The 22190-nt window shown below is 66.6% G+C and carries 23 protein-coding genes; 6 read left to right on the top strand and 17 right to left on the bottom strand.

All coding sequences use genetic code 11. The features are described 5' to 3' along the window. Window positions 1-45: 45 nt before the first annotated feature. The 12 genes from KYN89_RS06955 to KYN89_RS06900 form a co-directional block, all read right to left on the bottom strand. On the bottom strand, window positions 46-1608 hold the full coding sequence (locus KYN89_RS06955) for a peptide chain release factor 3 (protein WP_222824416.1): 1563 nt from the start codon (window positions 1606-1608) through the stop codon (window positions 46-48). Between the two features lie 104 nt (window positions 1609-1712). Next, on the bottom strand, window positions 1713-2462 hold the full coding sequence (locus tag KYN89_RS06950; protein WP_222824415.1) for an SDR family NAD(P)-dependent oxidoreductase: 750 nt from the start codon (window positions 2460-2462) through the stop codon (window positions 1713-1715). Further along, a complete protein-coding gene (pheT, locus tag KYN89_RS06945; protein ID WP_222824414.1) occupies window positions 2459-4846 on the bottom strand; it encodes a phenylalanine--tRNA ligase subunit beta in 2388 nt (795 codons plus the stop codon). The genes KYN89_RS06950 and pheT overlap by 4 nt, the downstream gene beginning before the upstream one ends. After that, window positions 4843-5952 carry a phenylalanine--tRNA ligase subunit alpha gene (gene pheS / locus KYN89_RS06940; RefSeq protein ID WP_222824413.1) on the bottom strand — a complete coding sequence of 370 codons (1110 nt, stop codon included), beginning with the start codon at window positions 5950-5952 and terminating at the stop codon, window positions 4843-4845. The genes pheT and pheS overlap by 4 nt, the downstream gene beginning before the upstream one ends. Before the next feature lie 40 nt (window positions 5953-5992). Continuing rightward, window positions 5993-6325, bottom strand: a complete 333-nt coding sequence (locus KYN89_RS06935; protein ID WP_222824412.1) for a GIY-YIG nuclease family protein — start codon at window positions 6323-6325, stop codon at window positions 5993-5995. A gap of 119 nt (window positions 6326-6444) precedes the next feature. Then, entirely contained in the window at window positions 6445-6804 is a 360-nt protein-coding gene (gene rplT, locus KYN89_RS06930; RefSeq protein WP_010239708.1) for a 50S ribosomal protein L20, read from the bottom strand. Between the two features lie 54 nt (window positions 6805-6858). Beyond that, on the bottom strand, window positions 6859-7062 hold the full coding sequence (gene rpmI / locus KYN89_RS06925) for a 50S ribosomal protein L35 (protein ID WP_222824411.1): 204 nt from the start codon (window positions 7060-7062) through the stop codon (window positions 6859-6861). A 131-nt stretch (window positions 7063-7193) separates the two neighbouring features. After that, window positions 7194-7928 (bottom strand): SDR family oxidoreductase, encoded by a 735-nt coding sequence (locus tag KYN89_RS06920; protein WP_222824410.1) that lies wholly within the window; start codon window positions 7926-7928, stop codon window positions 7194-7196. A 2-nt stretch (window positions 7929-7930) separates the two neighbouring features. Continuing rightward, the gene (locus KYN89_RS06915) at window positions 7931-8689 is read right to left on the bottom strand and encodes an SDR family NAD(P)-dependent oxidoreductase (RefSeq protein WP_222824409.1); all 759 of its coding nucleotides are present in this window, start codon (window positions 8687-8689) and stop codon (window positions 7931-7933) included. A gap of 48 nt (window positions 8690-8737) precedes the next feature. Further along, window positions 8738-9169: a gamma-glutamylcyclotransferase family protein gene (locus KYN89_RS06910; RefSeq protein ID WP_222824408.1), complete on the bottom strand. Its 432-nt coding sequence runs from the start codon at window positions 9167-9169 to the stop codon at window positions 8738-8740. Then, on the bottom strand, window positions 9169-9972 hold the full coding sequence (locus KYN89_RS06905; protein WP_222824407.1) for an inositol monophosphatase family protein: 804 nt from the start codon (window positions 9970-9972) through the stop codon (window positions 9169-9171). Before KYN89_RS06905 ends, KYN89_RS06910 begins: the two co-directional genes overlap by 1 nt. Window positions 9973-10000: 28 nt before the next feature. After that, on the bottom strand, window positions 10001-10936 hold the full coding sequence (locus tag KYN89_RS06900; RefSeq protein ID WP_010239689.1) for a ribose-phosphate pyrophosphokinase: 936 nt from the start codon (window positions 10934-10936) through the stop codon (window positions 10001-10003). Between the two features lie 152 nt (window positions 10937-11088). On the opposite strand from KYN89_RS06900, the gene KYN89_RS06895 reads away from it, so the two are divergent. Continuing rightward, the gene (locus KYN89_RS06895; protein ID WP_222824406.1) at window positions 11089-11547 is read left to right on the top strand and encodes a hypothetical protein; all 459 of its coding nucleotides are present in this window, start codon (window positions 11089-11091) and stop codon (window positions 11545-11547) included. Window positions 11548-11789: 242 nt separating this feature from the next. Here the strand turns inward: KYN89_RS06895 and glpX are convergent, their stop codons facing one another. Further along, entirely contained in the window at window positions 11790-12767 is a 978-nt protein-coding gene (gene glpX, locus KYN89_RS06890; protein WP_222824405.1) for a class II fructose-bisphosphatase, read from the bottom strand. Window positions 12768-12830: 63 nt separating this feature from the next. On the opposite strand from glpX, the gene KYN89_RS06885 reads away from it, so the two are divergent. Beyond that, complete coding sequence (locus KYN89_RS06885; RefSeq protein ID WP_222824404.1) at window positions 12831-13382, top strand: hypothetical protein; 552 nt, start codon at window positions 12831-12833, stop codon at window positions 13380-13382. Window positions 13383-13388: 6 nt separating this feature from the next. Here the strand turns inward: KYN89_RS06885 and KYN89_RS06880 are convergent, their stop codons facing one another. Both KYN89_RS06880 and KYN89_RS06875 read right to left on the bottom strand, forming a co-directional pair. Continuing rightward, window positions 13389-14705, bottom strand: coding sequence for a homoserine dehydrogenase (locus KYN89_RS06880; RefSeq protein ID WP_222824403.1), 1317 nt, complete (start codon window positions 14703-14705; stop codon window positions 13389-13391). 63 nt (window positions 14706-14768) lie between these two features. Then, window positions 14769-15650 carry a hypothetical protein gene (locus KYN89_RS06875; protein WP_222824402.1) on the bottom strand — a complete coding sequence of 294 codons (882 nt, stop codon included), beginning with the start codon at window positions 15648-15650 and terminating at the stop codon, window positions 14769-14771. 344 nt (window positions 15651-15994) lie between these two features. Here KYN89_RS06875 and KYN89_RS06870 point away from each other — a divergent pair, with 344 nt between their 5' ends. The 4 genes from KYN89_RS06870 to KYN89_RS06855 all read left to right on the top strand — a co-directional run bounded on the left by KYN89_RS06870 (window position 15995) and on the right by KYN89_RS06855 (window position 18535). Then, window positions 15995-16627, top strand: a complete 633-nt coding sequence (locus KYN89_RS06870) for an energy transducer TonB (protein ID WP_222824401.1) — start codon at window positions 15995-15997, stop codon at window positions 16625-16627. Between the two features lie 83 nt (window positions 16628-16710). After that, entirely contained in the window at window positions 16711-17457 is a 747-nt protein-coding gene (locus KYN89_RS06865; protein ID WP_222824400.1) for a MotA/TolQ/ExbB proton channel family protein, read from the top strand. Window positions 17458-17538: 81 nt separating this feature from the next. Then, window positions 17539-18069, top strand: coding sequence for an ExbD/TolR family protein (locus KYN89_RS06860; RefSeq protein ID WP_222824399.1), 531 nt, complete (start codon window positions 17539-17541; stop codon window positions 18067-18069). 34 nt (window positions 18070-18103) lie between these two features. Further along, a complete protein-coding gene (locus KYN89_RS06855; RefSeq protein WP_222824398.1) occupies window positions 18104-18535 on the top strand; it encodes an ExbD/TolR family protein in 432 nt (143 codons plus the stop codon). A gap of 175 nt (window positions 18536-18710) precedes the next feature. Here KYN89_RS06855 and KYN89_RS06850 read toward each other — a convergent pair whose 3' ends face one another. Further along, window positions 18711-21149 (bottom strand): ligase-associated DNA damage response DEXH box helicase, encoded by a 2439-nt coding sequence (locus KYN89_RS06850; protein ID WP_222824891.1) that lies wholly within the window; start codon window positions 21147-21149, stop codon window positions 18711-18713. 39 nt (window positions 21150-21188) lie between these two features. Beyond that, window positions 21189-22184 carry a DUF2059 domain-containing protein gene (locus KYN89_RS06845; protein ID WP_222824397.1) on the bottom strand — a complete coding sequence of 332 codons (996 nt, stop codon included), beginning with the start codon at window positions 22182-22184 and terminating at the stop codon, window positions 21189-21191. Window positions 22185-22190 lie beyond the last annotated feature (6 nt).

Raw genomic sequence — 22190 nt, 5'->3', positions numbered from 1 at the left:
CCCCCAACGATCCGTCACCCCCGCGCAGGCGGGGGTGACGGGTTGTCACCGTTCCTTGGTCGCGGAGAACCTCAGGTCGGGGTTCTTTTCCGCCTGATAGTTCACGTCCCACGGGCTCTTGGCGAGAAACACCATGTCGCCATCGCGATCCTTTGCGAGGTTCGCACGGTTGAACTTCTCGAACTCGTCGAGCGCCTTGCCGTCCCCCTTCACCCAGCGCGCGGTTGCGAAGGGTGCGGGCTCGAGCGCGGCTTCGACCTTGTACTCGGCCTGCAGGCGCGAGACCAGCACTTCGAGCTGCAGCTGGCCGACCACACCGACGATGTGGTTCGCGCCCAGCTCCGGATAGAACACCTGGATCACGCCCTCTTCGGACAGATCGTCGAGCGCCTTGCGCAATTGCTTGGTCTTGGTCGGGTCCTTCAGCTGCACGCGGCGCAGGATTTCCGGCGCGAAGTTGGGCAGGCCGGTGAAGCGCACCTCGTTCTTCTCGCTCAGCGTATCGCCCACTCTCAGCGTGCCGTGGTTGGGGATGCCGATGATGTCACCCGGATACGCATTGTCCGCGATCTCGCGATCCTGCGCGAAGAAGAGGATCGGGCTGTGCACCGCGATCGGCTTGCCGAGGCCGCTCGGCGTCAGCTTCATGCCGCGTTTGAAGGTGCCCGAAACCTGCCGCATGAAGGCGATCCGGTCGCGGTGGTTGGGGTCCATATTGGCCTGCACCTTGAAGATGAAGCCGGTGACTTCGTCGCGGTCGGGCGCGATCTCGCCCTCGTCGGTCGGTTGCGGGCGCGGAGCGGGCGCGAACTTTGCAATCGCATCGATGATCGCGGTAACGCCGAATTCCTTGAGCGCGGAGCCGAAATAGACCGGCGTCAGGTCGCCATTGCGATAGGCCTCGAAGTCGAATGCGGGGTAACCCTCGCGCGCCAGCAGACCTTCCTCGGCGACCCGGGCGACGCCATCGGCGCTGAGGTACTCGCCCAGCTTCTCGTCCTCGGGCCCGTCGACCTTCACGGTCTTGCCCTGGAATTCCTTGCTGTCGCCCTCGGGCAGATACAGCTCGTTCTCCTCGAAGTCGTAGACGCCTTCGAACAGCCCGCCCATTCCGACCGGCCAGCTCATCGGCGCGGTGTCGAGCGCGAGCTTTTCGGCAATCTCGTCGAGCAGCTCGAACGGCTCGCGCCCTTCGCGGTCGATCTTGTTGATGAAGGTGATGATCGGGACCGAGCGCAGGCGGCAAACCTCGAACAGCTTGAGCGTCTGCGCCTCGATACCCGCTGCCGCGTCGAGCACCATGATCGCCGAATCGACCGCAGTCAGCGTGCGGTAGGTGTCTTCGGAGAAATCCTCGTGCCCCGGCGTGTCGAGCAGATTGAAGGTGATCCCGTTCCGCTCGAAGGTCATCACCGAGGACGTGACCGAGATACCGCGCTGCTGCTCGATGCTCATCCAGTCCGAACGCGCCCGCCGCGCGGCGCCGCGCGCCTTGACCTCGCCCGCCAAGTGAATCGCTCCGCCGCGAAGCAGCAGCTTCTCGGTCAGCGTGGTCTTACCCGCGTCGGGGTGCGAAATGATCGCGAAGGTGCGGCGTTCGGAGGTCATCGAAAACTCTCGTCATTCCCGCGAAGGCGGGAATCTAAGGCCGTTTCGCGGAGGGTCAAAGGGAAGCGGGGCCCCGGATCAAGTCCGGGGTGACGGCAAGATGGTCAGTTCTCGTCCCGCGCCACGCGGAAGCCCGCGAAGTCCTGCGTCACCGGCATGATCTCCAGCCGGTTGACGTTGAGATGCACGGGCAGTTCGGCGACCCAGCGGATCGTCTCGGCAATATCCTCCCCCGTCATCGGGTGGGCGCCCGAATAGAACTCGTCGGACTTGTCCTGGCTGCCGGTGCGCACGGTGGTGAATTCGGTTTCGACCATGCCCGGCTCGATGCTGGTCACACGCACGCCGGTGCCGTGCAGATCGGCGCGAATCGCCAGCGTGAAGTGGTTCACGAAGGCCTTGGAGCCCGCATAGACATTGCCGCCGGGATAGACGTAGCTGCCCGCGACCGAGCCGATATTGACCAGCGCACCCTTGCGCTCGATCAGGCCGGGGAGCATTTTCCGCGTCAGCCGGACCATCGCGGTCACATTGGTGTCGATCATGGTCTGCCAGTCGTCGAGATCGGCTTCCTGCGCGGGGTTGAGGCCCTTGGCGAGGCCGGCATTGTTCACCAGCAGGTCGATCCCGCGCCAGTCTTCCGGCAGCCCGTCGATCGCCGCGTCGCGCGCCGCATCATCGGTGATGTCGAAGGCGAGGCCGAGGAAGCGATCCGCGCCCAGCTCTTCGCCAAGCGCATCGAGCCGCTCCTGACGCCGCCCGGTGCCGATGATCCGCCAGCCGCTGTTGGCGAGCAGCCGCGTGGTCGCTTGCCCGATCCCTGCGGTGGCTCCGGTGATCAGTGCCGTTTTCATGCTCTCAACTCCGCTCCGGTCTTCGCCGCCGCCTTCACGACCGCGTCGGAAATCGCTTTCAGCTCTTCGTCGGTGAAGCTCTTCTCGCCCGGCTGGAGCGTGACTTCGAGCGCGAGCGAGGTCTTGCCCTCGGGCACGCCCTGCCCGTCGAACCGGTCGAAGATGCGCGCATCGACGATCCGCTGCTTGTCCGCGCCGCGCACCGCCTTGACCAGATCGCCGGCCGGCATCGCGCTGTCGACCAGGAAGGCGAAGTCGCGCGTCACGGGCTGGAGCGCGGGCGGGCTGTAGGTCGAACGCGCAAACTCGGCGTTCTTCTTCGCGGGGATCGCGTCGAGGAAGATCTCCGCCGCAACCACCGGCCCGTCGATGTCGAACGCCTTGAGCGTGGCGGGATGCAGCGCGCCGAAGCGGGCAAGCACCTTCTTCGGCCCGAGCCGCAGCGTGGCCGACTGGCCGGGGTGGAACTGCGGCCCTGGCTCGCCCATCACCATCAGGTTGTCGACCGGAGCGCCCGCCGCTTCGAGCAGCGCGAGCGCCTCTGCCTTAGCGTCGTAGGCGTCGAAACCCTGCGCCTTGCCATTCGCCCAGCCGCGCGGCGCCTTCTCGCCCGCGAGGACGAGGCCGAGCGTCGCGCGCTCGTCGCTATGGCCGCCTTCGCCACGGAAATAGCGTCGTCCGATCTCGAACAGCCGCGCACCCGCCGCGCCGCGATCTGCCGCGCGCTTGGCCGCGGTCAGCAGGCCCGGCAGCAGCGAGGGGCGCATCGCCTTGAGGTCTTCGCTGATGGGGTTGTCGAGCACCCACAGGTCGGCTCCCTCGGCGAAATGCTCTGCCTCGGGCACGGGCAGGAAGCTCCACGTTACCGCTTCGTGCAGACCGCGGGCAGCCGCCGCGCGGCGCAGTTTGCGCTGGACCAGCTGCTCGGGCGTGGCGGTGGGCTTCGCAACACCCGGCGCGCGGGTCAGCGGGACGCTGGCGACCTTGTCGAGCCCTTCGATCCGGACGACTTCCTCGACCAGATCGGCAGGCCCTTCGATGTCGTGGCGGCGCGGCGGGCAGGTGACCTGCCAGTCCGAACCCACCTTGAAGTCGAGCGCGGTCAGGATCGCGCGCTGGCGGTCCTCCGGCACCTCGACCCCGCCCAGCTTCGCCGTGCGCGCCGGGTCGAACTGGACGACCTTGGGTTCGACCGGCGGCTGGCCTGCGCGCACCACTTCGGTCGGAGTGCCGCCGCAGGTCTTCACGATCAGCGAGGTCAGGATCGCGAGCCCCTCGTCGAGGAACTCGGGATCGACACCGCGCTCGAACCGGGTGCGCGCATCGCTCGTCAGGCCCAGCTTGCGGCCGGTCACGCCGATCCGCGCCGGGTCGAAATAGGCGATTTCGAGCAGCACATCGGTCGTGGCTTCGGTGGCACCCGAATGCTCGCCGCCCATGATCCCGGCGACATCGTGAACGCCGGCATCGTCGGCGATCACGGTCATCGTTTCGTCGAGCGTATAGGTCTTCTCGTTCAGCGCCTCGATCTGCTCGCCGTCCTTCGCGCGGCGGGCGACCACCGGGCCGTTGAGCTTGGCAAGGTCATAGACATGCGCGGGCCGCCCGAAAGCGAGCATCAGGTAGTTGGTGCAGTCGACCAGCGCGGAGATAGGCCGCTGGCCCGCAGCCTTCAGGCGACGTCGCATCCACTCAGGACTTGCGCCGTTGCTCACGCCGCGAATCACGCGGCCGTAGAAGGCGGGGCAGCCCTCGGCATCGTCGGTGCGGATCTCGACCGGGCAGGCGCCTTCGCCCGCGATCTCGTCCGCCTCGACCGGCTTGAACACGCCAAGCCCCGCCGCCGCCAGATCGCGCGCGATGCCCATCACGCCCATGCAATCGGGCCGGTCGGGGGTGATCGCCACGTCGATGATCGGCGAGGCGGCGTGATAATCGGCAAAGCTCGCGCCAACCGGCGCATCGGCGGGCAGCTCGATAATCCCGTCGTGCTCCTCGCCCAGCTCCAGCTCGCGCACCGAGCACATCATGCCGTTCGATTCGACGCCGCGAATCTTGGACTTGCGCAGTTCCATGCCGTTCGCAGGCACGACCGCGCCCGGCTGGCCGAGCACGCCCTTCATCCCGGCACGCGCGTTGGGCGCACCGCACACGACCTGCAAAGGCTCGCCTTCACCGGTGGAGACGGAGAGCACCTGCAGCTTGTCCGCATCGGGATGCGGCCCGGCAGTGAGCACTTCGGCGATGGTGAACCCGGCGAGCTTTTCCGCCGGATCCTCGATCCCCTCGACCTCGTGGCCGATCGCGTTCAGCCTGTCGGCGATCTCCTGCACGGACGCGTCGGTTTCGAGGAAATACTTCAGCCATTCGACAGAGAACTTCATGCGCGCGCTCCCACACCGCCCGAAAGCGTCGGTTGGTCGAAGGGCGAGAAGCCGTAATGCGACAGCCAGCGGGCGTCGCCGTCGAAGAAGGCGCGCAAGTCGTTCATTCCGTATTTGAGCATGGCGAGGCGATCGATTCCGCAGCCGAAGGCGAAGCCCTGCCATTCATTGGGATCGAGCCCGGCGGCTGCAATCACCCGGGGGTTGACCATGCCGCTGCCGAGCAGTTCCATCCACGCATGGCCCTCAGCATCGCCGTGGCCACCGACCACGCGCCGACCACCTTCGTTCGAATAGCCGACATCGACCTCCACCGAAGGTTCGGTGAAGGGGAAGTAGGACGGGCGCAGACGCAGCACGATGTCGTCACGCTCGAAGAAGGCCTTGAGGAACGTCTCCAGCGTCCACTTGAGATGGCCGAGGTGAATGTCGCGATCGATCGCGAGCCCTTCGATCTGGTGGAACATCGGCGTGTGGGTCGCGTCGCTGTCGCTGCGATAGGTCCGGCCCGGCGCGATGATCCGCACCGGAGCACCCTCACCCACCATCGTGCGGATCTGCACCGGCGAGGTGTGCGTGCGCAGCAGCATGCGGTTGCCGTCCGCATCGCGGTCGGGGAAATAGAACGTGTCCATTTCCGCGCGGGCGGGGTGCGTTTCGGCCATGTTGAGCGCGGTGAAATTGTGCCACTCGTCCTCGATCTCCGGCCCGGTCGCGACCGCGAAGCCGAGATCGGCGAAGATTTCCGCGAGCTCGTCCATCACTTGGCTGACCGGATGCACGCTGCCCTGCGGCGCGGCGGGCGCGGGCAGCGTAAGGTCGATCACTTCGGTGGCGAGACGCGCTTCAAGCGCGGCGGCTTCGAGCACGGCCTTGCGATCCTCGATCGCGTCGGCGACGCGCGCGCGCATCCCCTGCAGGCGCGGGCCTTCGGTCTGGCGTTCCTCCGGGCTCATCTTGCCCAGCGTCTTCATCAGCGCGTTGAGCCAGCCCTGCTTGCCCAGCGCCTCCACCCGGATCGCCTCGACCGTGTCGAGATCGTCGGCGGCGTGGAGCCGCTCCAGCGTCTGGGTGACTTGTGCTTCGTGTTCGGAAGAATCTGTCATGCTCGTCATTCCTGCGCAGGCAGGAACCCATCTCCATCGTTCAAGGCCGGTGTGACGGGATCGGTGGCAACATCGCGAAGCCCAGATCGACCGCCAGATCGCGCCAGTCGGCATTTGTCTCGCGAATGAGATTGATCTTCCATTCGCGTTTCCATTTTTTGATCCTTTTCTCACGCAGGATCGCTGCGTCCATCGTGGCGTGCTGTTCGAACCAGACGAGACGCCTGACGCCGTAGTCTTTCGTGAACCCTTCAATCAACCCGTCGCGGTGCTCGGCGATGCGTTTCATCAGGTCCGACGTCACGCCGACATAGAGCGAGCCGTTGCGGCGCGAGGCCAGAAGATAGACTGTCGGCTGAAACGCTTCACGCATGGTCTCGTCCGGAGTTGGATTCCTGCCTGCGCAGGAATGACGAGCAAATTGCGAAGCGCAAAGAAAAAGCGCCTACCCGGGTGGGGTGGCGCTTCCTCTTTTCAAACAGCTTCAGTCAATCAGGCCGGAAGCGCGTCCTTGGCCTGCTTGATGATCGCCTTGAAGGCCGCTTCCTCGTTCATGGCGAGGTCGGCCATGACCTTGCGGTCGAGTTCGATGCCGGCCAGCTTGGTGCCGTGCATGAACTGCGAATAGGTCAGGCCTTCGGCGCGCACGGCCGCGTTGATGCGCTGGATCCACAGCGCGCGGAAGTTGCGCTTCTTAACCTTGCGGTCGCGATAGGCGTACTGGCCGGCCTTTTCGACCGCCTGACGGGCGACGCGAATCGTGTTCTTGCGACGGCCGCGATAGCCCTTGGCCTGGTCTAGGAGCCGCTTGTGCTTCTGGCGCGTGGTAACGCCGCGTTTGATGCGAGGCATGGTATTATCCTTTCAGAAATTCGTGGAGCGCGAGGGCGTCTGGCCCTCAAGCGATCACTTCAGGCCGTAGGGGGCCCACTTTTTCACGTGGTCGACGTCTGCGCTGGAGAGCACGTCGGTCCCGCGATTCTGACGGATATACTTCGCGTTGTGGCTGATCAGGCGGTGGCGCTTGCCGGCGACACCGTGCTTGACCTTGCCGGTCGCGGTGAACTTGAAGCGCTTCTTCACACCGCTCTTGGTCTTCATCTTGGGCATTTTCATCTCCTTGACAGAGACACGTCCGAACCAGCCCTGGCAGCCCTTACAGCCAGACCGGCGGTGAATTACGTGTCGGTGAAGGCGGGCGATCTAGCGATTCTCCCCAAAAACGCAAGCCTAAACGCAAGTCAGAAGTGGGCGAGGTAACCGCCGTCGACCGCGAGCACCTGCCCGGTGATGTAACCCGCATCCGCCGAGGCGAGGAATGCGACCGCGCCCGCGATTTCTTCCGGACGACCCCAGCGGCCCAGTGATGTCCGGCGTTTGAGATGCGCCGCGATCTCCTCGTCCGCGACCATCTGTGCATTGGTCTCGGTCGCGAAATAGCCCGGCGCAACCGCATTGACCGTGATCCCGTGGGGGCCGAGTTCCGCCGCCAGCGCGCGGGTCAGCGCGTCGAGCCCGCCCTTGCTGGCGGTGTAGGCCACATCGCCGCGCGCGATCTGGCCAGCGATCGAGCTGACATTGACGATCCGGCCCCAGCCACGCTCGATCATGCCCGGCGCGATCCTGCGGGCGAGGTCGAAGGGCGCGGCAAGGTTGGTCTCCAGCATCGCGGAGAACGCCTCGCGCGGCAGATCGGCCAGCGCGCGGCGGTCGCGCATCCCGGCATTGTTGACGAGGATGTCGATCGCGCCCGCCTCGCGCAGCGCAGCCTCGTAGGCGCGCGAGTCGTCCAGGTCGAACACCACCGGCTGCGTCCCGCCGCCGACATCGGCAAGCGCGGCCGCGTCACGGCCCGAGACCAGCACCCGCGCCCCGTTTTCCGCCAGCCGCAAGGCAATCGCCTTGCCCAGCCCGCGCGCCGCACCGGTGACCAGCGCCGTGCGCCCGGTCAGATCGAGATGTCCCCCCGTCGTCATGGCTAGTGCTCGTAGATCATCTTCACCGTCATGCCACCATCGACGTTGATCGCCTGCCCGGTGACGAAGCCCGCGCCGATCAGCCAGTCGACCGTCTGCGCGATGTCCTCCGGGTTACCCACGCGCCCGGCGGGGTGCTGCGCCTTGTCCTGCTCGCGATGCTCGATCTTCTCGCGCTGCGATTCCTTCTGCCAGTTGCGCGTCTCGATCCAGCCGGGGCGGATCGCGTTGACGCGGATCTTCGGGCCGAGCGAGACGGCCATCGCATGGGTCAGCGCGTCGAGCCCGCCCTTGGCGGCGGCGTAGCCATAGGAATTGGGCTCGCTCATCACCGCGCGAGTGGAGGAGATGTTGACGATCGTCCCGCCATCGCCGCGCCGCAGGAAGGGCAGGAGCGAGCGGCTGCACAGGAAGGCGGCGGTCAGGCTGGCGTCGATCCAGCTCTGGAAGTCGCTCAGCGACAGGTCTTCGAGCGGCCCGGCATAGGGATTGGCTATCCCTGCATTGTTGACCAGACAGGTCAGCGGCGCGCCATCGAGCCATTCGGCCAGCCGGTCCGCCGTGTCGATCACATGCGCTTCCTTGCCCGCATCGCCTTCGACCAGCAGCAGATCGCCGTCGAGCCCCGCGCGCAGTTCAGCGAGCGCTTCCTCGTCCGGGTCCAGCCCGGCGACGCGCCAGCCCTTGTTGGCATAGTGGATGGCGAGCGCACGGCCGATGCCGTTGCCGATACCGGTGATGAAAATCGTTTTCTGGGTCATGGCCCGCCAACGCGCAAGGTGGCCACAAAGTGCCGTGGAATCGGAGACTTAGTCGCGACCCAGAATCGCGCTGCGCCCGCTCTCGCGCAGCCATGCTCCGAAATGGCCGCCGGGGATCGGCTCGGCATCGCCGGGCAGGTCGCGCACGTAGCAATAGGCGAAGCCGCTGGTCGCGGTCCCGTCGCCAAGCGTCACGGCCAGCTCGCGCCGGGCATATTCGGCACCCGGCCCATCATGCGCATCCTCGAAATCGTCCATCGCGGGCCAGTCGACGCCGCGTGCATCGTGGAGCATCCCGTGGACCGTGCCGCCATCGCCATCGGGCAGGAGGATCGGATACCACCCGCCATCAGGCCCGCGCAGCCCGTAGAGCGTGCCGCGCACCGTGGCGGGCCGCCCTTCGTCGAGCGGGGCGATCAGCTCCGCCGCGCGGCCCTTCGCCAGTTCGCGGTTCAGAACGCCGTACGCGAAAAGCCGCATCAGTGCTCCTCGAGGGAGTGCCCGGCCAGCGCCTCCAGCACATCCTCCAGCCGCGCGGGGTCGCCCAGCGCGATCACCGATCCGTCGCTTTGCGCATCCAGCGGATTGCCCTGCCAGTCGGACATGGTGCCCCCCGCGCCCTCGACCACGGGCACCAGCGCGGCGTAGTCGAACAGCTTGAGGCCCGATTCGCACACGATGTCGATCTGCCCGCCCGCGAGCAGACCGTAATTATAGCAGTCGCCGCCATATACGATCATGCCCTGCCGCTTGTTGCCGCCGACCGCGTGGGCCAGCCGCATGTAGCCATCGGCACTCTCGGCATCGAAATAGTGCGGGCTGCTGGTGGCGAGGATTGCCGCGTCGAGGCTCTTGCAAGAGCGCGTGCGGATTTCCGTGCCGTTGAGCGTGGTCGGCATGCCGATTCGCCCGACCCAGCGCTCGCCCGTGATCGGCTGGTCGATCAGTCCCAGCACCGGCCAGCCATCCTGCATCAGCGCGATCAGCGTGCCGAAGATCGGCCGCCCGGCGATGAAGCTGATCGTGCCGTCGATCGGGTCGAGCACCCATTGCCGGCCAGAGCGGCCCTCATGCTCGGGATATTCCTCGCCCACGATCCCGTCCTGCGCATATTCGGACATCAGGATCGCGCGCATCGCGTCCTCCGCCTCGCGGTCGGCGATGGTCACGGGCGAGGCGTCGCCTTTGAACTCGGGCGAGACTTCGCGGAAATGCGGGCGAATCGCCTCGCGCGCAGCATCGGCCAGCCGGTGGGCGACCGCCAGTTCGTCGTCGAGTTTCATCGCGCGGCTCTCCTTTATGGTGCCCGCCCTAGTCGAACAGGCTGGAAACCGAGCTTTCGTCGGCAATGCGCCGCACCGCTTCGCCGATCAGCGGGGCGATGGTGAGGTAGCGGATGCGCTTGGCGTCCTTGGCGGCTTCGGCGGCGGGAATCGTGTCGGTCACCACCAGTTCGGTCAGTTGCGAGGCATCGACCCGCGCCACCGCCGCGCCCGACAGCACGCCGTGCGTGATATAGGCCGCGACCGAGGATGCCCCCTGTTCCAGCAGCGCGTCGGCCGCGTTGCACAGCGTCCCGCCCGAATCGACGATATCGTCGATCAGCACGCAGTGGCGGCCCTGCACGTCGCCGATGATGTTCATCACCTCCGATTCGCCGGGCCGGTCGCGCCGCTTGTCGACGATCGCCAGCGGCGCATTGTCGAGCCGCTTGGCCAGCGCGCGCGCGCGAACCACGCCGCCCACGTCGGGAGAAACGACCATCAGGTCGCGGTCGCCGTAACGAGCCTGGATATCCGCCGCCATCACGGGCGCGGCAAACAGGTTGTCGGTCGGGATGTCGAAGAAGCCCTGGATCTGGCCTGCGTGCAGGTCCACCGCCAGCACGCGGTCGGCCCCCGCCTGGGTGATCAGGTTGGCGACCAGCTTGGCACTGATGGGCGTGCGCGGGCCGGGTTTGCGATCCTGCCGGGCATAGCCGAAATAGGGGACCACTGCGGTGATCCGGCGGGCCGATGCGCGCTTGAGCGCATCGATGCAGATCAGCAGCTCCATCAGGTTGTCGTTCGCCGGGAAGCTGGTCGACTGGAGCACGAACACGTCTTCGCCGCGCACGTTCTCGTGAATTTCGACGAACACTTCCTCATCGGCGAATCGGCGCACGCTGGCGTCGGTCAGCGGAATTTCGAGGTAGCCTGCGATCGCACGGGCGAGGGGCAGGTTCGAATTGCCGGCCATCAGTTTCATAAGGGAGGCGGTCCTTGTTGGAGGCGGGGCGGGGTCGGTTGCGCGGCTAAACCGCCGGTCACACGAATGCAATGTGTGGTTCGCGTGTGCGCCCCGGCTCGCGCGCTCAAAACGCTTTCCTACTGCTGTCCGTTCGTGGCTTAGAATGCCCGATGGCGAAGCCCAGTGCCCACTATTTGCGCCGCCGCCCCGGCAGGTTCAGCCCCGTGCCGCTGCGCACACGGCGCGACGGGTGGAGCTTGGCGCGCCAGTGCGCCTTTCTCGTGCAGCTCTACCTCACCGGATCGGTTGCGGCAGCGGCGCGTCATGTCGGGATGAGCCGTGCGAGCGCCTATCGCCTGCGGGCGCGGCCAGAGGCGCGATCTTTCGCCGATGCGTGGGACCGCGTGCTGACGCCACCCGGGTCGGGGCGCGTGGAGGGCGCGCGCGAGGATTTCCGGAAGGTGACGGATGCCGAGTTGATGGCGCGGGTGAAGCGCGGGCTGGTCAGGCCGGTGATCTATCGCAAGGCGATGATCGACATCGCGCGCAAACCGGACGTTTCTGCACTTTTAAGGCTGACGCGCCGTCTTGGCGCAGCGGCTGACAGCCCACGCGAGGCAGGCCCATGAGCGGACTGGTGGAATTTTGCGAAGCGGCGCGGTCGGTGTCTCACCGAAGGCCACCTATCCTCCCCGCTTTGCCGCAGGCCAAGTGGGGAGGGGGACCGCGACACCGCAGGTGTCGGGGTGGAGGGGCAATAGTGCAAGCACCCCTCCGTCAGCCGCCTGACGGCGTCTGCCACCTCCCCATTTGCGGCTTCGCCGAAAACAGGGAGGATCGCGGGCGGGAAACGCCAGCGTCTCCCCGCCGCTTACCGAATGCGGTGCTCGCCGCGGATCCAGCGCACCGTGCCGCTCGAGGCGCGCATCACCACGCTTTCGGTGGTCATGCGCCCACCCTTGCGGCGCTTGACGCCTTCGAGCAGCGAGCCCGAGGTCACGCCGGTCGCAGCGAAGATGCAGTCGCCCTTGGCGAGGTCTTCGAGCTTGTAGATGCGGTCGAGATCCTCGATTCCCCACTTCGCGGCGCGGGCCTTCTCGTCGTCGTTGCGGAACACGAGACGGCCGTTGAACTGGCCGCCGACGCAGCGCAGCGCGGCTGCGGCCAGCACGCCCTCGGGCGCGCCGCCCTGGCCCATGTACATGTCGATCGTGGTGTCCTCGTCGGTCACCGCGATCACTCCGGCGACGTCGCCATCGCCGATCAGCACGACGCCGCAGCCCAGCGAGCGCAGTTCCGCGATCAGCTCCGCATGGCGCGGCCGGTCGAGCACGCAAACGATGATCTCTTCGGGCTTCACGCCCTTCGCTTCGGCCACCGCGCGCACGTTCTCGGTCGGCGACTTGGCAAGGTCGATCACGCCTTCGGGATAGCCGGGGCCGACCGCGATCTTGTCCATATAGGTGTCTGGCGCGTTGAGCAGGTTGCCCTTCTCCGCCGCCGCCAGCACGGCGAGCGCGTTGGGCCCGGCCTTGGCGGTGATGGTGGTGCCTTCCAGCGGGTCGAGCGCGATGTCGATCTTGGGGCCGGTATCGGGCGCGCCGCCGACCTTCTCGCCGATATAGAGCATCGGCGCCTCGTCCCGCTCGCCCTCGCCGATCACCACGGTGCCATCGATCTCGAGCTTGTCGAACGCCTTGCGCATCGCCTCGACCGCGGCGGCATCGGCGGCTTTCTCGTCCCCGCGACCGACCAGCTTGGATGCGGCGATCGCGGCTTTCTCGGTCACGCGTACCAGTTCGAGCACCAGCACCCGGTCGAGTTCGCTGGACGTGCCTGAGGTGTTCATTGGTAATTCAGCCCTTCTGGTATCGTTTGCCCTGGTTGAAGCGCCTAGTCGGGGAGCGGGCCTGTGTCGATACGAAGCGCTTTTGTCATCACGATTTGCGGCGGCGTGGCGCTGGCGGGGACACCCGCTGCGGCGCAGGATCGCGAGGATGTGGTCGGTCCGGTGCTGGAAGAGGCGCGGCGTGCCTACGCCGCGCCGGAGCCGGAGCGCGAACTGCCCGCCGACTGTCCCGAATCGGCCGACAACGAAATCGTGGTCTGCGCGCCCGTGGAACAGAACCCGGACCAGTACCGGGTGCAATCGCGGCTTGAGCGTGGCGACGAGAGTCATCTGGAGTGGACCGGGCAGGCGCCGGACGTCTCGGGCCCCGGCATCTTCAAGGGCCCGGCGACCGTCAGCGGCTGTATCAAGGGCATCAACTGCCCGCCGCCGCCGGCCTATATCATCGACTTCTCCGAGCTGCCCGAGGCACCGCCAGGGTCCGATGCAGACAGGATTGCGCGCGGTCTCGCTCCGCGTGGCTCGGCCTATGATGGCGGCACTTCTGCCGATGGCCAGCCTTCCGATGAGCAGGCCCAGCCGCAGGAAGCCCCGCCACCCTCGCCCGAAGGCTGAGGCGGATCAGTCCTGCAGGATCGGCATCGAGAGCGGCGGCTCGACGATGCTCTGCGATCCCTGCAACCGGGCCAGCGCATCGCGGATGTTGCGCGCCGGTGCGCGGTGGGTGGTCAGCGCGACCATGATCCCGCCGGCTTCGGGGTCAACCCCCTCGCCCTCCTGGATCAGGCTCTGGATGCTGACCCGCGCATCGCGCATCGCGGCGGCCAGCTCGGCGAGCACGCCGGGGCGGTCGGCGACGACGAAGCGCAGGTAATAGCGTGCCTCTCGCGCCCCCGAATCGGCCCTTTCGGCCACCGCCAGCTGTCCCGCCGGGACGGCCAGCGGCGCGCGCGCCTGGCCGCGGGCAAGCGCGACTACGTCGGCCACGATCCCGCTGGCGGTCGCCGCACTGCCCGCGCCCGCGCCCTGGATCAGTATCGGGCCCGACTGGTCGCCCAGCGTCAGCACCGCGTTGGTCGGCCCGTCGATCCCGGCAAGCAGGTGATCGGCGGGGAGCAGGCAGGGGCGAACCCGCTGCAACAGCGCCGGTGCCTCGCCCGGACGGTCGACCAGGTCGGCCATCGCGACGAGGCGGATCTTGTAGCCCAGCCTTTCGGCCTGGGCGATGTCGGCGGCGCGCACGTCGCGGATGCCGTTCACCTCGACGCCCGCGAAATCGGGCCGCAATCCGAAGCCGAGCGCGGCGAGAATGGCGAGCTTGTGCGCCGCATCGCCGCCATCGACGTCGAGCGCAGGGTCCGCTTCGGCATAGCCCAGCCGCTGCGCCTCGGCGAGCGTCTCGCCGAAGTCCTCGCCCGAGCGCTCCATTGCGGAGAGGATGTAGTTGCTGGTGCCGTTGAGGATGCCCTCGATCCGGTCGATCCGGTTGGCAGAAAGCCCGTCGCGCATGGTCTGGAGGATCGGCGTGCCCGCGCAAACCGCAGCTTCGAACAGCAGCGCCGCGCCGGCGGCTTCCGCCGCTTGCGCCAGCTCGAACCCGTGTGTGGCGATCATTGCCTTGTTTGCAGTCACCACGCTGCGCCCCGCAGACAGGCTGGCGCGGGCGAGATCGAGCGCGGGTCCGTCGGTGCCGCCCATCACCTCGATCACCGCGTCCAGCCCCTCGACCTGCGCCAGATCGGCCGGATCATCGCACCACTGGTATCCGGAAAGGTCGATCCCCCGGTCCCGGCCACGCGTCCGTGCGCTCACCGCGACCACCTCGATCGGGCGGCCGGCGCGCGCTGCGAGGAGATCGGCGTTGTCGTCCAGCAGGCGCAGCACGCCCGTGCCGACCGTTCCAAGGCCTGCAAGGCCCAGTTTGAATGCATCGCTCATGGGCGCGAGGGCTTAATGCCGCGGCGCACAATGGCAACCACCCGCGGCACCTGCCTGACCGATTCAGTAGCGGATGGAGGGCGCCTCGCGCAGCCGCGGGCACGGGCCAAGCTGGTTGATCACATAGCGATAGTCGTCGCTTGCGCGGGCGCGGTCGGCGGGTTCGCGCGCCAGATTGGCCTCGCTCGGCAGCGTCCGGGGCAGCGCACAGGCGAGACGATAGGCGGCCAGCGACCCGCGGGGCGGGATGCGCACGGCCTGATCGACGATCTCGGAGAAGGAGACACCCCACACCGGCTCCATTCCCGGGCGCCGGACCACGCTGATCGCGGCGGGGGCATCATCGACCGTTTCGAGGAAGATCTGCGTCTCCGATTCGCCCGCCAGCGTTCCCGCGACCGACAGCGCATCGCGCACTCCGGTGATTCGCGAGGGCGCATCGGGCGCGACCAGCTGTTCCAGAATGAGACGCGTGCGGCGTTCCAGATCCGCGTTCCAGCGCAGCTGCGCGTCGGGCGCGACCAGCTGCAGCTCGCCCGGGCGGCCCGCAACGGGGCGTGCGAACAGAATCACTTCGGCATTGCGCAGACTGGGCTTGCGGCCCCGCGCGTCGAGCGGAAGATCGACCAGATAGCGAACCCGTTCACCCACCGGAGTGGTGCCGGCCAGCAGGCTCTGCGTTTCTGCCTCGATATAAAACCGGGTATGGCCCGGCTGCACTCCCGGCGCACGCTCGGGCTTGAGTTCGGTTTGCCTGCGGACCTTTGCGCGCAGCACCAGGTCAGCATAGTCGGCGAGGTCGATCAGGTCGGCATCGGTCGCCTGCTGCGGAGCGGGTGCTGCCTGCGCGCTGCGATCCTCCGCATGGGCCGCACCGGCCATGCCTGCAGGGGCAGCAACGGCGACTGCGAGGGCGGTGGCGATAATCGGCCTCAGGAACTTCACTGCTCTCTCCGGGATTGGAAATGGGCGGGCATGCCGCACTTTCGGCTTGGGGATTTGTGACTGCAGACACATTGACTAGTGAATTCCAACTGAACCGACAAAGGGTTTGCAGTGGGTTTGCATCCTGTCTAAGACCCGACGCGTCTGGGTGGACGGTACGTAAATTACCCGGACACGGCCCCACTGGCTCGTGACATTGCGCCTTCCGCCAGCCGGGAGACGCAATCGAATTGGCTAACGGGTCGTAAACTATCGCCGTCCGGTGCAGCCGCCGGACATGATCGCCGGGCCGCGCCCGGTGCTTGATGGAGTGATGCGACTGCATGGCTTATTCAGATCAACAGATGAGCGGCAACAAGATTGTCGCGATCATCATAGTCGGTCTTATTCATGTCGCCATCGGCTACGTCCTCATTACCGGCCTGGCCTATTCAGCCGTCAAGAAGGTCGTGGAACGGGTGACGACAGTCGATATCGAAGAACCGCCGCCCCCCGAACCCGAGGAAGAGCCGCCGCCGCCTGAGCCGCAGCCTGAAACGGCTCCGCCGCCGCCCGTGGCTCCGCCGCCGCCGATTTCGGTTGCGACGAACCCGCCGCAGGTGCGTACGCAGCAGACGATTCCGCCGCCCGCACCGCCGGCGCTGCGGATTCCTCCGGCAGCACCGGTTGCGCCTCCCGCGCCGCCGCCGCCGCCTCCCCCGCCGCCACCGCCGGCCAATCCGCCGCGGCCGTCGAACGGGAACTGGATCACCGATTCGGACTACCGGTCGAGCTGGATCAGCCGCGACTACTCGGGCACCGTGTCGTTCACGCTGTCGATCGGCAGCAATGGCCGGGTTTCGGGCTGCTCGATCACAGGTGGGAGCGCACCGGGAGAGCTCAAGGACGCTACCTGCCGCCTGATCGAGCGTCGCGCTCGGTTCCGGGGCGATGCCGGGTCGTTCTCCGGAACGGTTCGCTGGGAAATTCCCAACTGATTTGAACGGCGCGCCCCCTGCTGCAGGGCAGATCGGGGGCGCGTCGAGGTTACTGGTTAAGACATTTTTTTGGAGACTTCGCGATGTTCATCAATCTTATGGCGGCTGGCGGTGACGCAGGTCCGCAGACTCAGTTCGGCTTCATGGAAGCGATGGAACAGGGCGGCCCGATCGCCTGGACCATTCTTGCCGTGCTCGTGATCATGTCGGTCGGTTCGTTCTACATCCTGATCACCAAGATGCTCGAACAGAACAAGGTGCTGGGCCAGTACAAGAAGGTCCGCAGCCAGTTCTGGCGTGCCAACAGCCTCGAAGAAGGCGCGGGCAAGCTCGACAAGAACAGCGCATGGCGCCAGATGGTCGACGACACCGTCGCGGCCCAGGCTTCGCACGGCAAGATGACCGACAGCATGGAAGCGCACGACTGGATGCACGGTTCGCTCGCGCGTTCGCAGGATGCGATCATGTCGCGCCTCAACGGCGGCCTCGCCTTCCTCGCCACCGTCGGTGCGACCGCGCCGTTCGTCGGCCTGCTCGGCACCGTGATCGGGATCTACCGCGCGCTGATCAACATCGGCCTCGCCGGTTCGGCCTCGATCGACAAGGTTGCCGGCCCCGTCGGTGAAGCGCTGATCATGACCGCGATCGGTCTGCTCGTCGCCGTGCCCGCGGTGTTCGCCTACAACTGGCTGATGGCCCGCAACAAGCGGATCGCCGAACTGCTGACCGGTTTCTCGACCGACCTGCTGGCCTACGTCAACTCGAACGGCTCGGTTCGCCCGATGACCGCCGCCTCGACGCAGCAGGCCGCCAAGACCGTCAAGAAGTAAGTCGACAGGGGCCGCCCATCGCTGGTGGCGCGGCCCCCTTCGCTCACTTCTCTGGTCACATAACGGAATAGGACGCAAACCATGGCGATTTCCACGGGAGGCGACGGCAATACGCCGATGGCAGACATCAACACCACTCCGCTGGTGGACGTGATGCTGGTGCTTCTCATCATCTTCCTGATTGCGGTTCCTGTCGCGATCCAGACGATCGAGAAGCTCCAGATTCCGGTCTTCGAATCGGAAGAATCGAAGGACAAGGTCGAGAACCTGCAGCTCACGGTGAGCACCACCGATGCCAACGGCAACTCGGCCGGTGAACCGGGCTACAGCGGTGCGGTGCGCGACGGCGAATGCCGGGTCTACTTCGGCAACACCACGCCGGTGACCTCGGAAGAGCTGTACGACCAGGCTTTCGAGCGTCTCGACAGCATCGTGCAGCGTGCAGGTGGGCCGGAAGCCATCAAGGCCGAGCCCGACCTGATCCCGCAGGTGCACATTCGCGGCGACGTGAACGCACCTTGGCGGTGTGTCGCGGGCACGATCTACAATGTGCAGGCAGCAGGCTATCCGACCGTCGGGTTCATCTCGAACCCGGTCGATCCGGACGCCTGATCGACCGCAGACAAAGATTTAGGAGACCACACCCATGGCTATGTCAGGCGGTTCCGATGATGGCGCCCCGATGATGGACATGAACATGACGCCGTTGATCGACGTCCTGCTCGTGCTCCTCATCATGTTCATCATCACGATCCCGGTGGCGACCCACGCGGTCAACATCGACCTTCCGCAGCCCAACCCCAACGATCCGCAGCAGGATATCGACCCGGTCAAGAACAAGATCGTGTTGACCCAGAACGGCGAGATCCTGTGGAACGGCGAGGCCATCAACCAGGGCCAGCTGGTCCGCAATCTCCAGCTAACCCGCGATATCGAGCCCGAGCCCGAACTGCAGTTCGAGCCCGAGCCCCTCGCCAGCTACGACCTCTCGGCCAAGACGCTGAACATCATCAAGGCCTCGGGCGTGACGAAGTTCGGCTTCGTCGGCAACGAACAGTACCGCACCTTCGGCAAGTAGGTCCGGTTACATATCAGGCAGCATTCCGATGCAGCCAGGCGATCAGGGGGCGGAGCGATCCGCCCCCTTTTTCGTGCGCGCTCGCCAACACCCCATTGCCAGGCCGCGCGGGTCGCAACCCGAATTGCCGCCCTTCCCGGAAAGCAATACTTTCAACGTCTTGTGCGGGCATGCCCTAGTGGGCGGGCCGCATCGCCTCGCTTGCGAGGGTGTCGGCCTCCAGTAACAATTCGTCGTCTACCGAACCCTGCGGCAGGCTTTCGCGCCCGATCATGACCATAACCGGCACCGCGAGCGGACTCACACGGTCGAGCCGGACATGGACGAGGTCGCCCTGCGCCCGATCGAGAAGATCGCCCAGCCGGCCCACATCGGTCAGCCTCGTGCGTGCGTCCGCCCATGCAGCCTCCAGCAGCACATGCTCTGGCTCGTACTTGCGTAGCACTTCGTAGATCAGGTCGGTCGAGAAGGTGACCTGCTTGCCGGTCTTGCGCTTGCCCGGATGCTGTCGCTCGACCAGCCCGCCGATCACCGCCACCTCTCGGAAGGAGCGGCGCAGCAGATGCGAGTCCTGCACCCAGTCGACGAGTTCGTGTGCCAGGATATCGGGTGACAGCAGCGGCGCAGGATCCTCGACCGGCTTCAGGCCCCACACCGCCAGCGAATAGTCGTTGGCAACGAAGCCGCCCGGCATCAGCCCGCGATCCTCCATCCGCTTGGTGATCAGCATGCCCAGCGACTGGTTCGCGTTCCAGCCGGTAAAGGTGTAGTAGACCGTGTATTCGCGGCCACCGCGCGGGAAGCTTTCGACGAGCAGATTGTCCGGCCCGGGCAGCTCGCTGCGCCAGTCCTGCATCTCCAGCCACTCGCGCACATCGTCGGGAAAGCGCGCCCAGCCCGCGCGGTCGACCAGCATCGCCCTCACCCGGTCGGCCAGATGCGTGGTCAGCGGCATGCGCGCCCCGCCATAGCTCGGGATCATCGCCGACTTGCTCGATGCGCGCACGACGATCTCCATGTCGCGCAGCTGCTCGACCTCCAGCGAAGTGCCGGCGAAGGCGAAGGTATCGCCGGGGGAAAGCTGCGCGGCGAAGTTCTCCTCCACCCGGCCCAGTGACCGGCCGTTCCTGAAGCGCACCTCCAGCATCTGCGCATCCATGATGATGCCCGCATTCAGCCGGTGTCGCGCGGCATGCTGCGGGTGGGTCAGCCGCCATTCGCCCGACCGGTCGCGCACGATCCGCTGGAACCGGTCGTAGGCCTTGAGGGCGTAGCCCCCGGTGGCGACGAAGTTCAGCACCCGCGCGAACACGTCCTCGTCTATCCACGCATAGGGCAGGCAGCTGCGCACCTGCGCGAGCAGCTCGGCCTCCTCGAACGGCGCGGCACAGACGCAGGCCATCACATGCTGGGCGAGCACATCGAGCCCGCCGGGCCGGAAATGCTCGCCATCGCGCTGGCCCTCGTCGACCGCGTCCTTGGCTGCCTGCGCTTCGAGAAATTCGAACCGGTTGCCGGGGACCAGCAGCGCCCGACTGGGCTGGTCGAGCCGGTGATTTGCGCGCCCCACACGCTGTAACAGGCGGCTGGAGCCCTTTGGCGCGCCCATCTGCACGACGCAGTCGATATCGCCCCAGTCCACCCCCAGATCGAGGCTGGCGGTGGCGACCAGCGCGCGCAGTTCGCCCGCCGCCATCGCCCCCTCCACCTTCTCGCGCGCCTCGCGGCTCAGCGAGCCGTGATGGATGCCGATCGGAAGCTTGTCCTCGTTCACATCCCACAGGTGCTGGAAGATATATTCGGCGAGGAAACGCGTGTTGGTGAAGACCAGCGTGGTGCGATTCTGCCTGAGCAGCTCGTAGAGCTGCGGGATTGCCCAGGTCGCCGCATGGCCGCCCCACGGCACGCGGTTCTCGTCGGGCAGCAGGATTTCCACTTCGGGCGGAGCGCCCGCCTCGCCCTGCACCACTGCGACCCGGTCTATCTCGCCATGGGGCGCCAGCCAGGCACGAAAGCCCTCTTCGTTGGCGACCGTGGCGGAGAGCGCAGCACGCTGCATCTGCGGCGCGATCGCCTGCAACCGGGCAAGACACAGCGCCAGCAGATCGCCACGCTTGCCTGTGGCGAAGGCGTGGATCTCGTCGATCACGATCCGCTGGCATCCGGCGAAGATGTCGAAGCTCTCGGGGTAGGAGAGCAGGAGGGAGAGGCTCTCCGGCGTGGTCAGCAGCACATTGGGTGGCTTGTCGCGCTGGCGGCGCTTGCGATCGGACGAGGTATCGCCGCTGCGCGTCTCGACACTGATCGGCAGGCCCATCTGCTCGATCGGAGCGATCAGGTTGCGCTGCACATCCTGCGCCAGCGCCTTGAGCGGCGAGACGTAGATCGTGTGCAACCCCTCCGGCGGCTTCGCATCACCCAGCCGCGAGGGAGTGAAAGCCGCGAGCGTCGGCAGGAACCCCGCCAGCGTCTTACCCGCACCCGTATCGGCCACCAGCAGCGCGTGGTCGCCCTGGTCGCTCGCCTCCAGCATCGCGCGCTGGTGATCGCGGATGCGCCAGCCGCGCCCCGCGAACCAGGTTTCGATTTCAGGCGGTATGCCGGTGCCGGTCATGTCGTTATAATGCACCAGCGCCCCGATGGAGCCGCGCGACTATTCGGTGCCGACATCCTCCATCGCATCCTCGAAGCTATCGTCAGCCTCTGCCGCGTCCACGCCCTCTTCGGACTCCGCCTCTGCCCCTTCGGCTGTCGCTAGCTCGGCCTCGGCCATGCGTGCGCGCAGGGTAGCCTGGTCGACGCCCAGCAGTTCGGCCGCGCGGCGCTGTTCCGACGGGGTGAGATCGTCGTAGCGGCGCGGCTCGGGAAGGCCGAGGTCGGCGCCCTCGACCTGCTCGATCAGCTGCGGCATCTGCATCATCAGTGCGGGCGCGGACTGCATCATGCCCGCGATCACCTGGGCGTCGGAGTAGCTGGGCAAGCTCTGGGCTGCGAACTTGGCCCCGGTCGGGGTGGCGAAGAAGGCCTCCAATTCGGCCAGTTCCGCATCGCTGAAATGGCCGGCATAGGCCCGCGCGAGGCCTTCGCGCATTCCAGGCTCGAGCGCGACGAAGGCCTGGTTGAGCACGCCGGTAATCGCCTCGATTTCCGCAGTGGTGCGAGTTTCGTAGACCGGGTCGAAGATCTCGGTCAGCTCCTCGCGCTGCTCCTCGCTCAACGTATCGACGTCGTCCTTGGCGATACCGGTGTAGCCGGCCAGCTCTTCGCTGCTCATTCCGCCGATCCCGCCCATCATGGTGAAGACCGGGCCGGTGATCGAATCGATCAGCCGCCCCATCATCGCGCCCAGCACACCCTCGGGCACCAGCTGTCCGGCAACCACCTGCGCATCGGGCAGGCGCGCTTCGGCGGCAGGCTCGAGCGGCGCGGGCTGGAACATTTGCGCCACCATTGCGCCCATCATGCCCATCACCGCAGTGCCCATCTCCTTCTCGAAGTCGGGCTCCATCATTTCCTTATCGGATTGACCGTCGGAGGCGAACTCGCTCGCTTCGCCCGGCTGCTCATCGGGCACATCCTGCGCGAACGCGGGCTGTGCTGCGGCCAACGCCAGCGCGCCCAGCGCGGGGGCAAACGGGAAATGTTTCATGATGGT

The organism is Alteriqipengyuania abyssalis (assembly GCF_019857185.1).
GTDB lineage: Bacteria > Pseudomonadota > Alphaproteobacteria > Sphingomonadales > Sphingomonadaceae > Alteriqipengyuania > Alteriqipengyuania abyssalis.
Note: the sequence above shows the minus strand (reverse complement) of the source record. Positions and strands in the feature narration are given on the sequence as shown.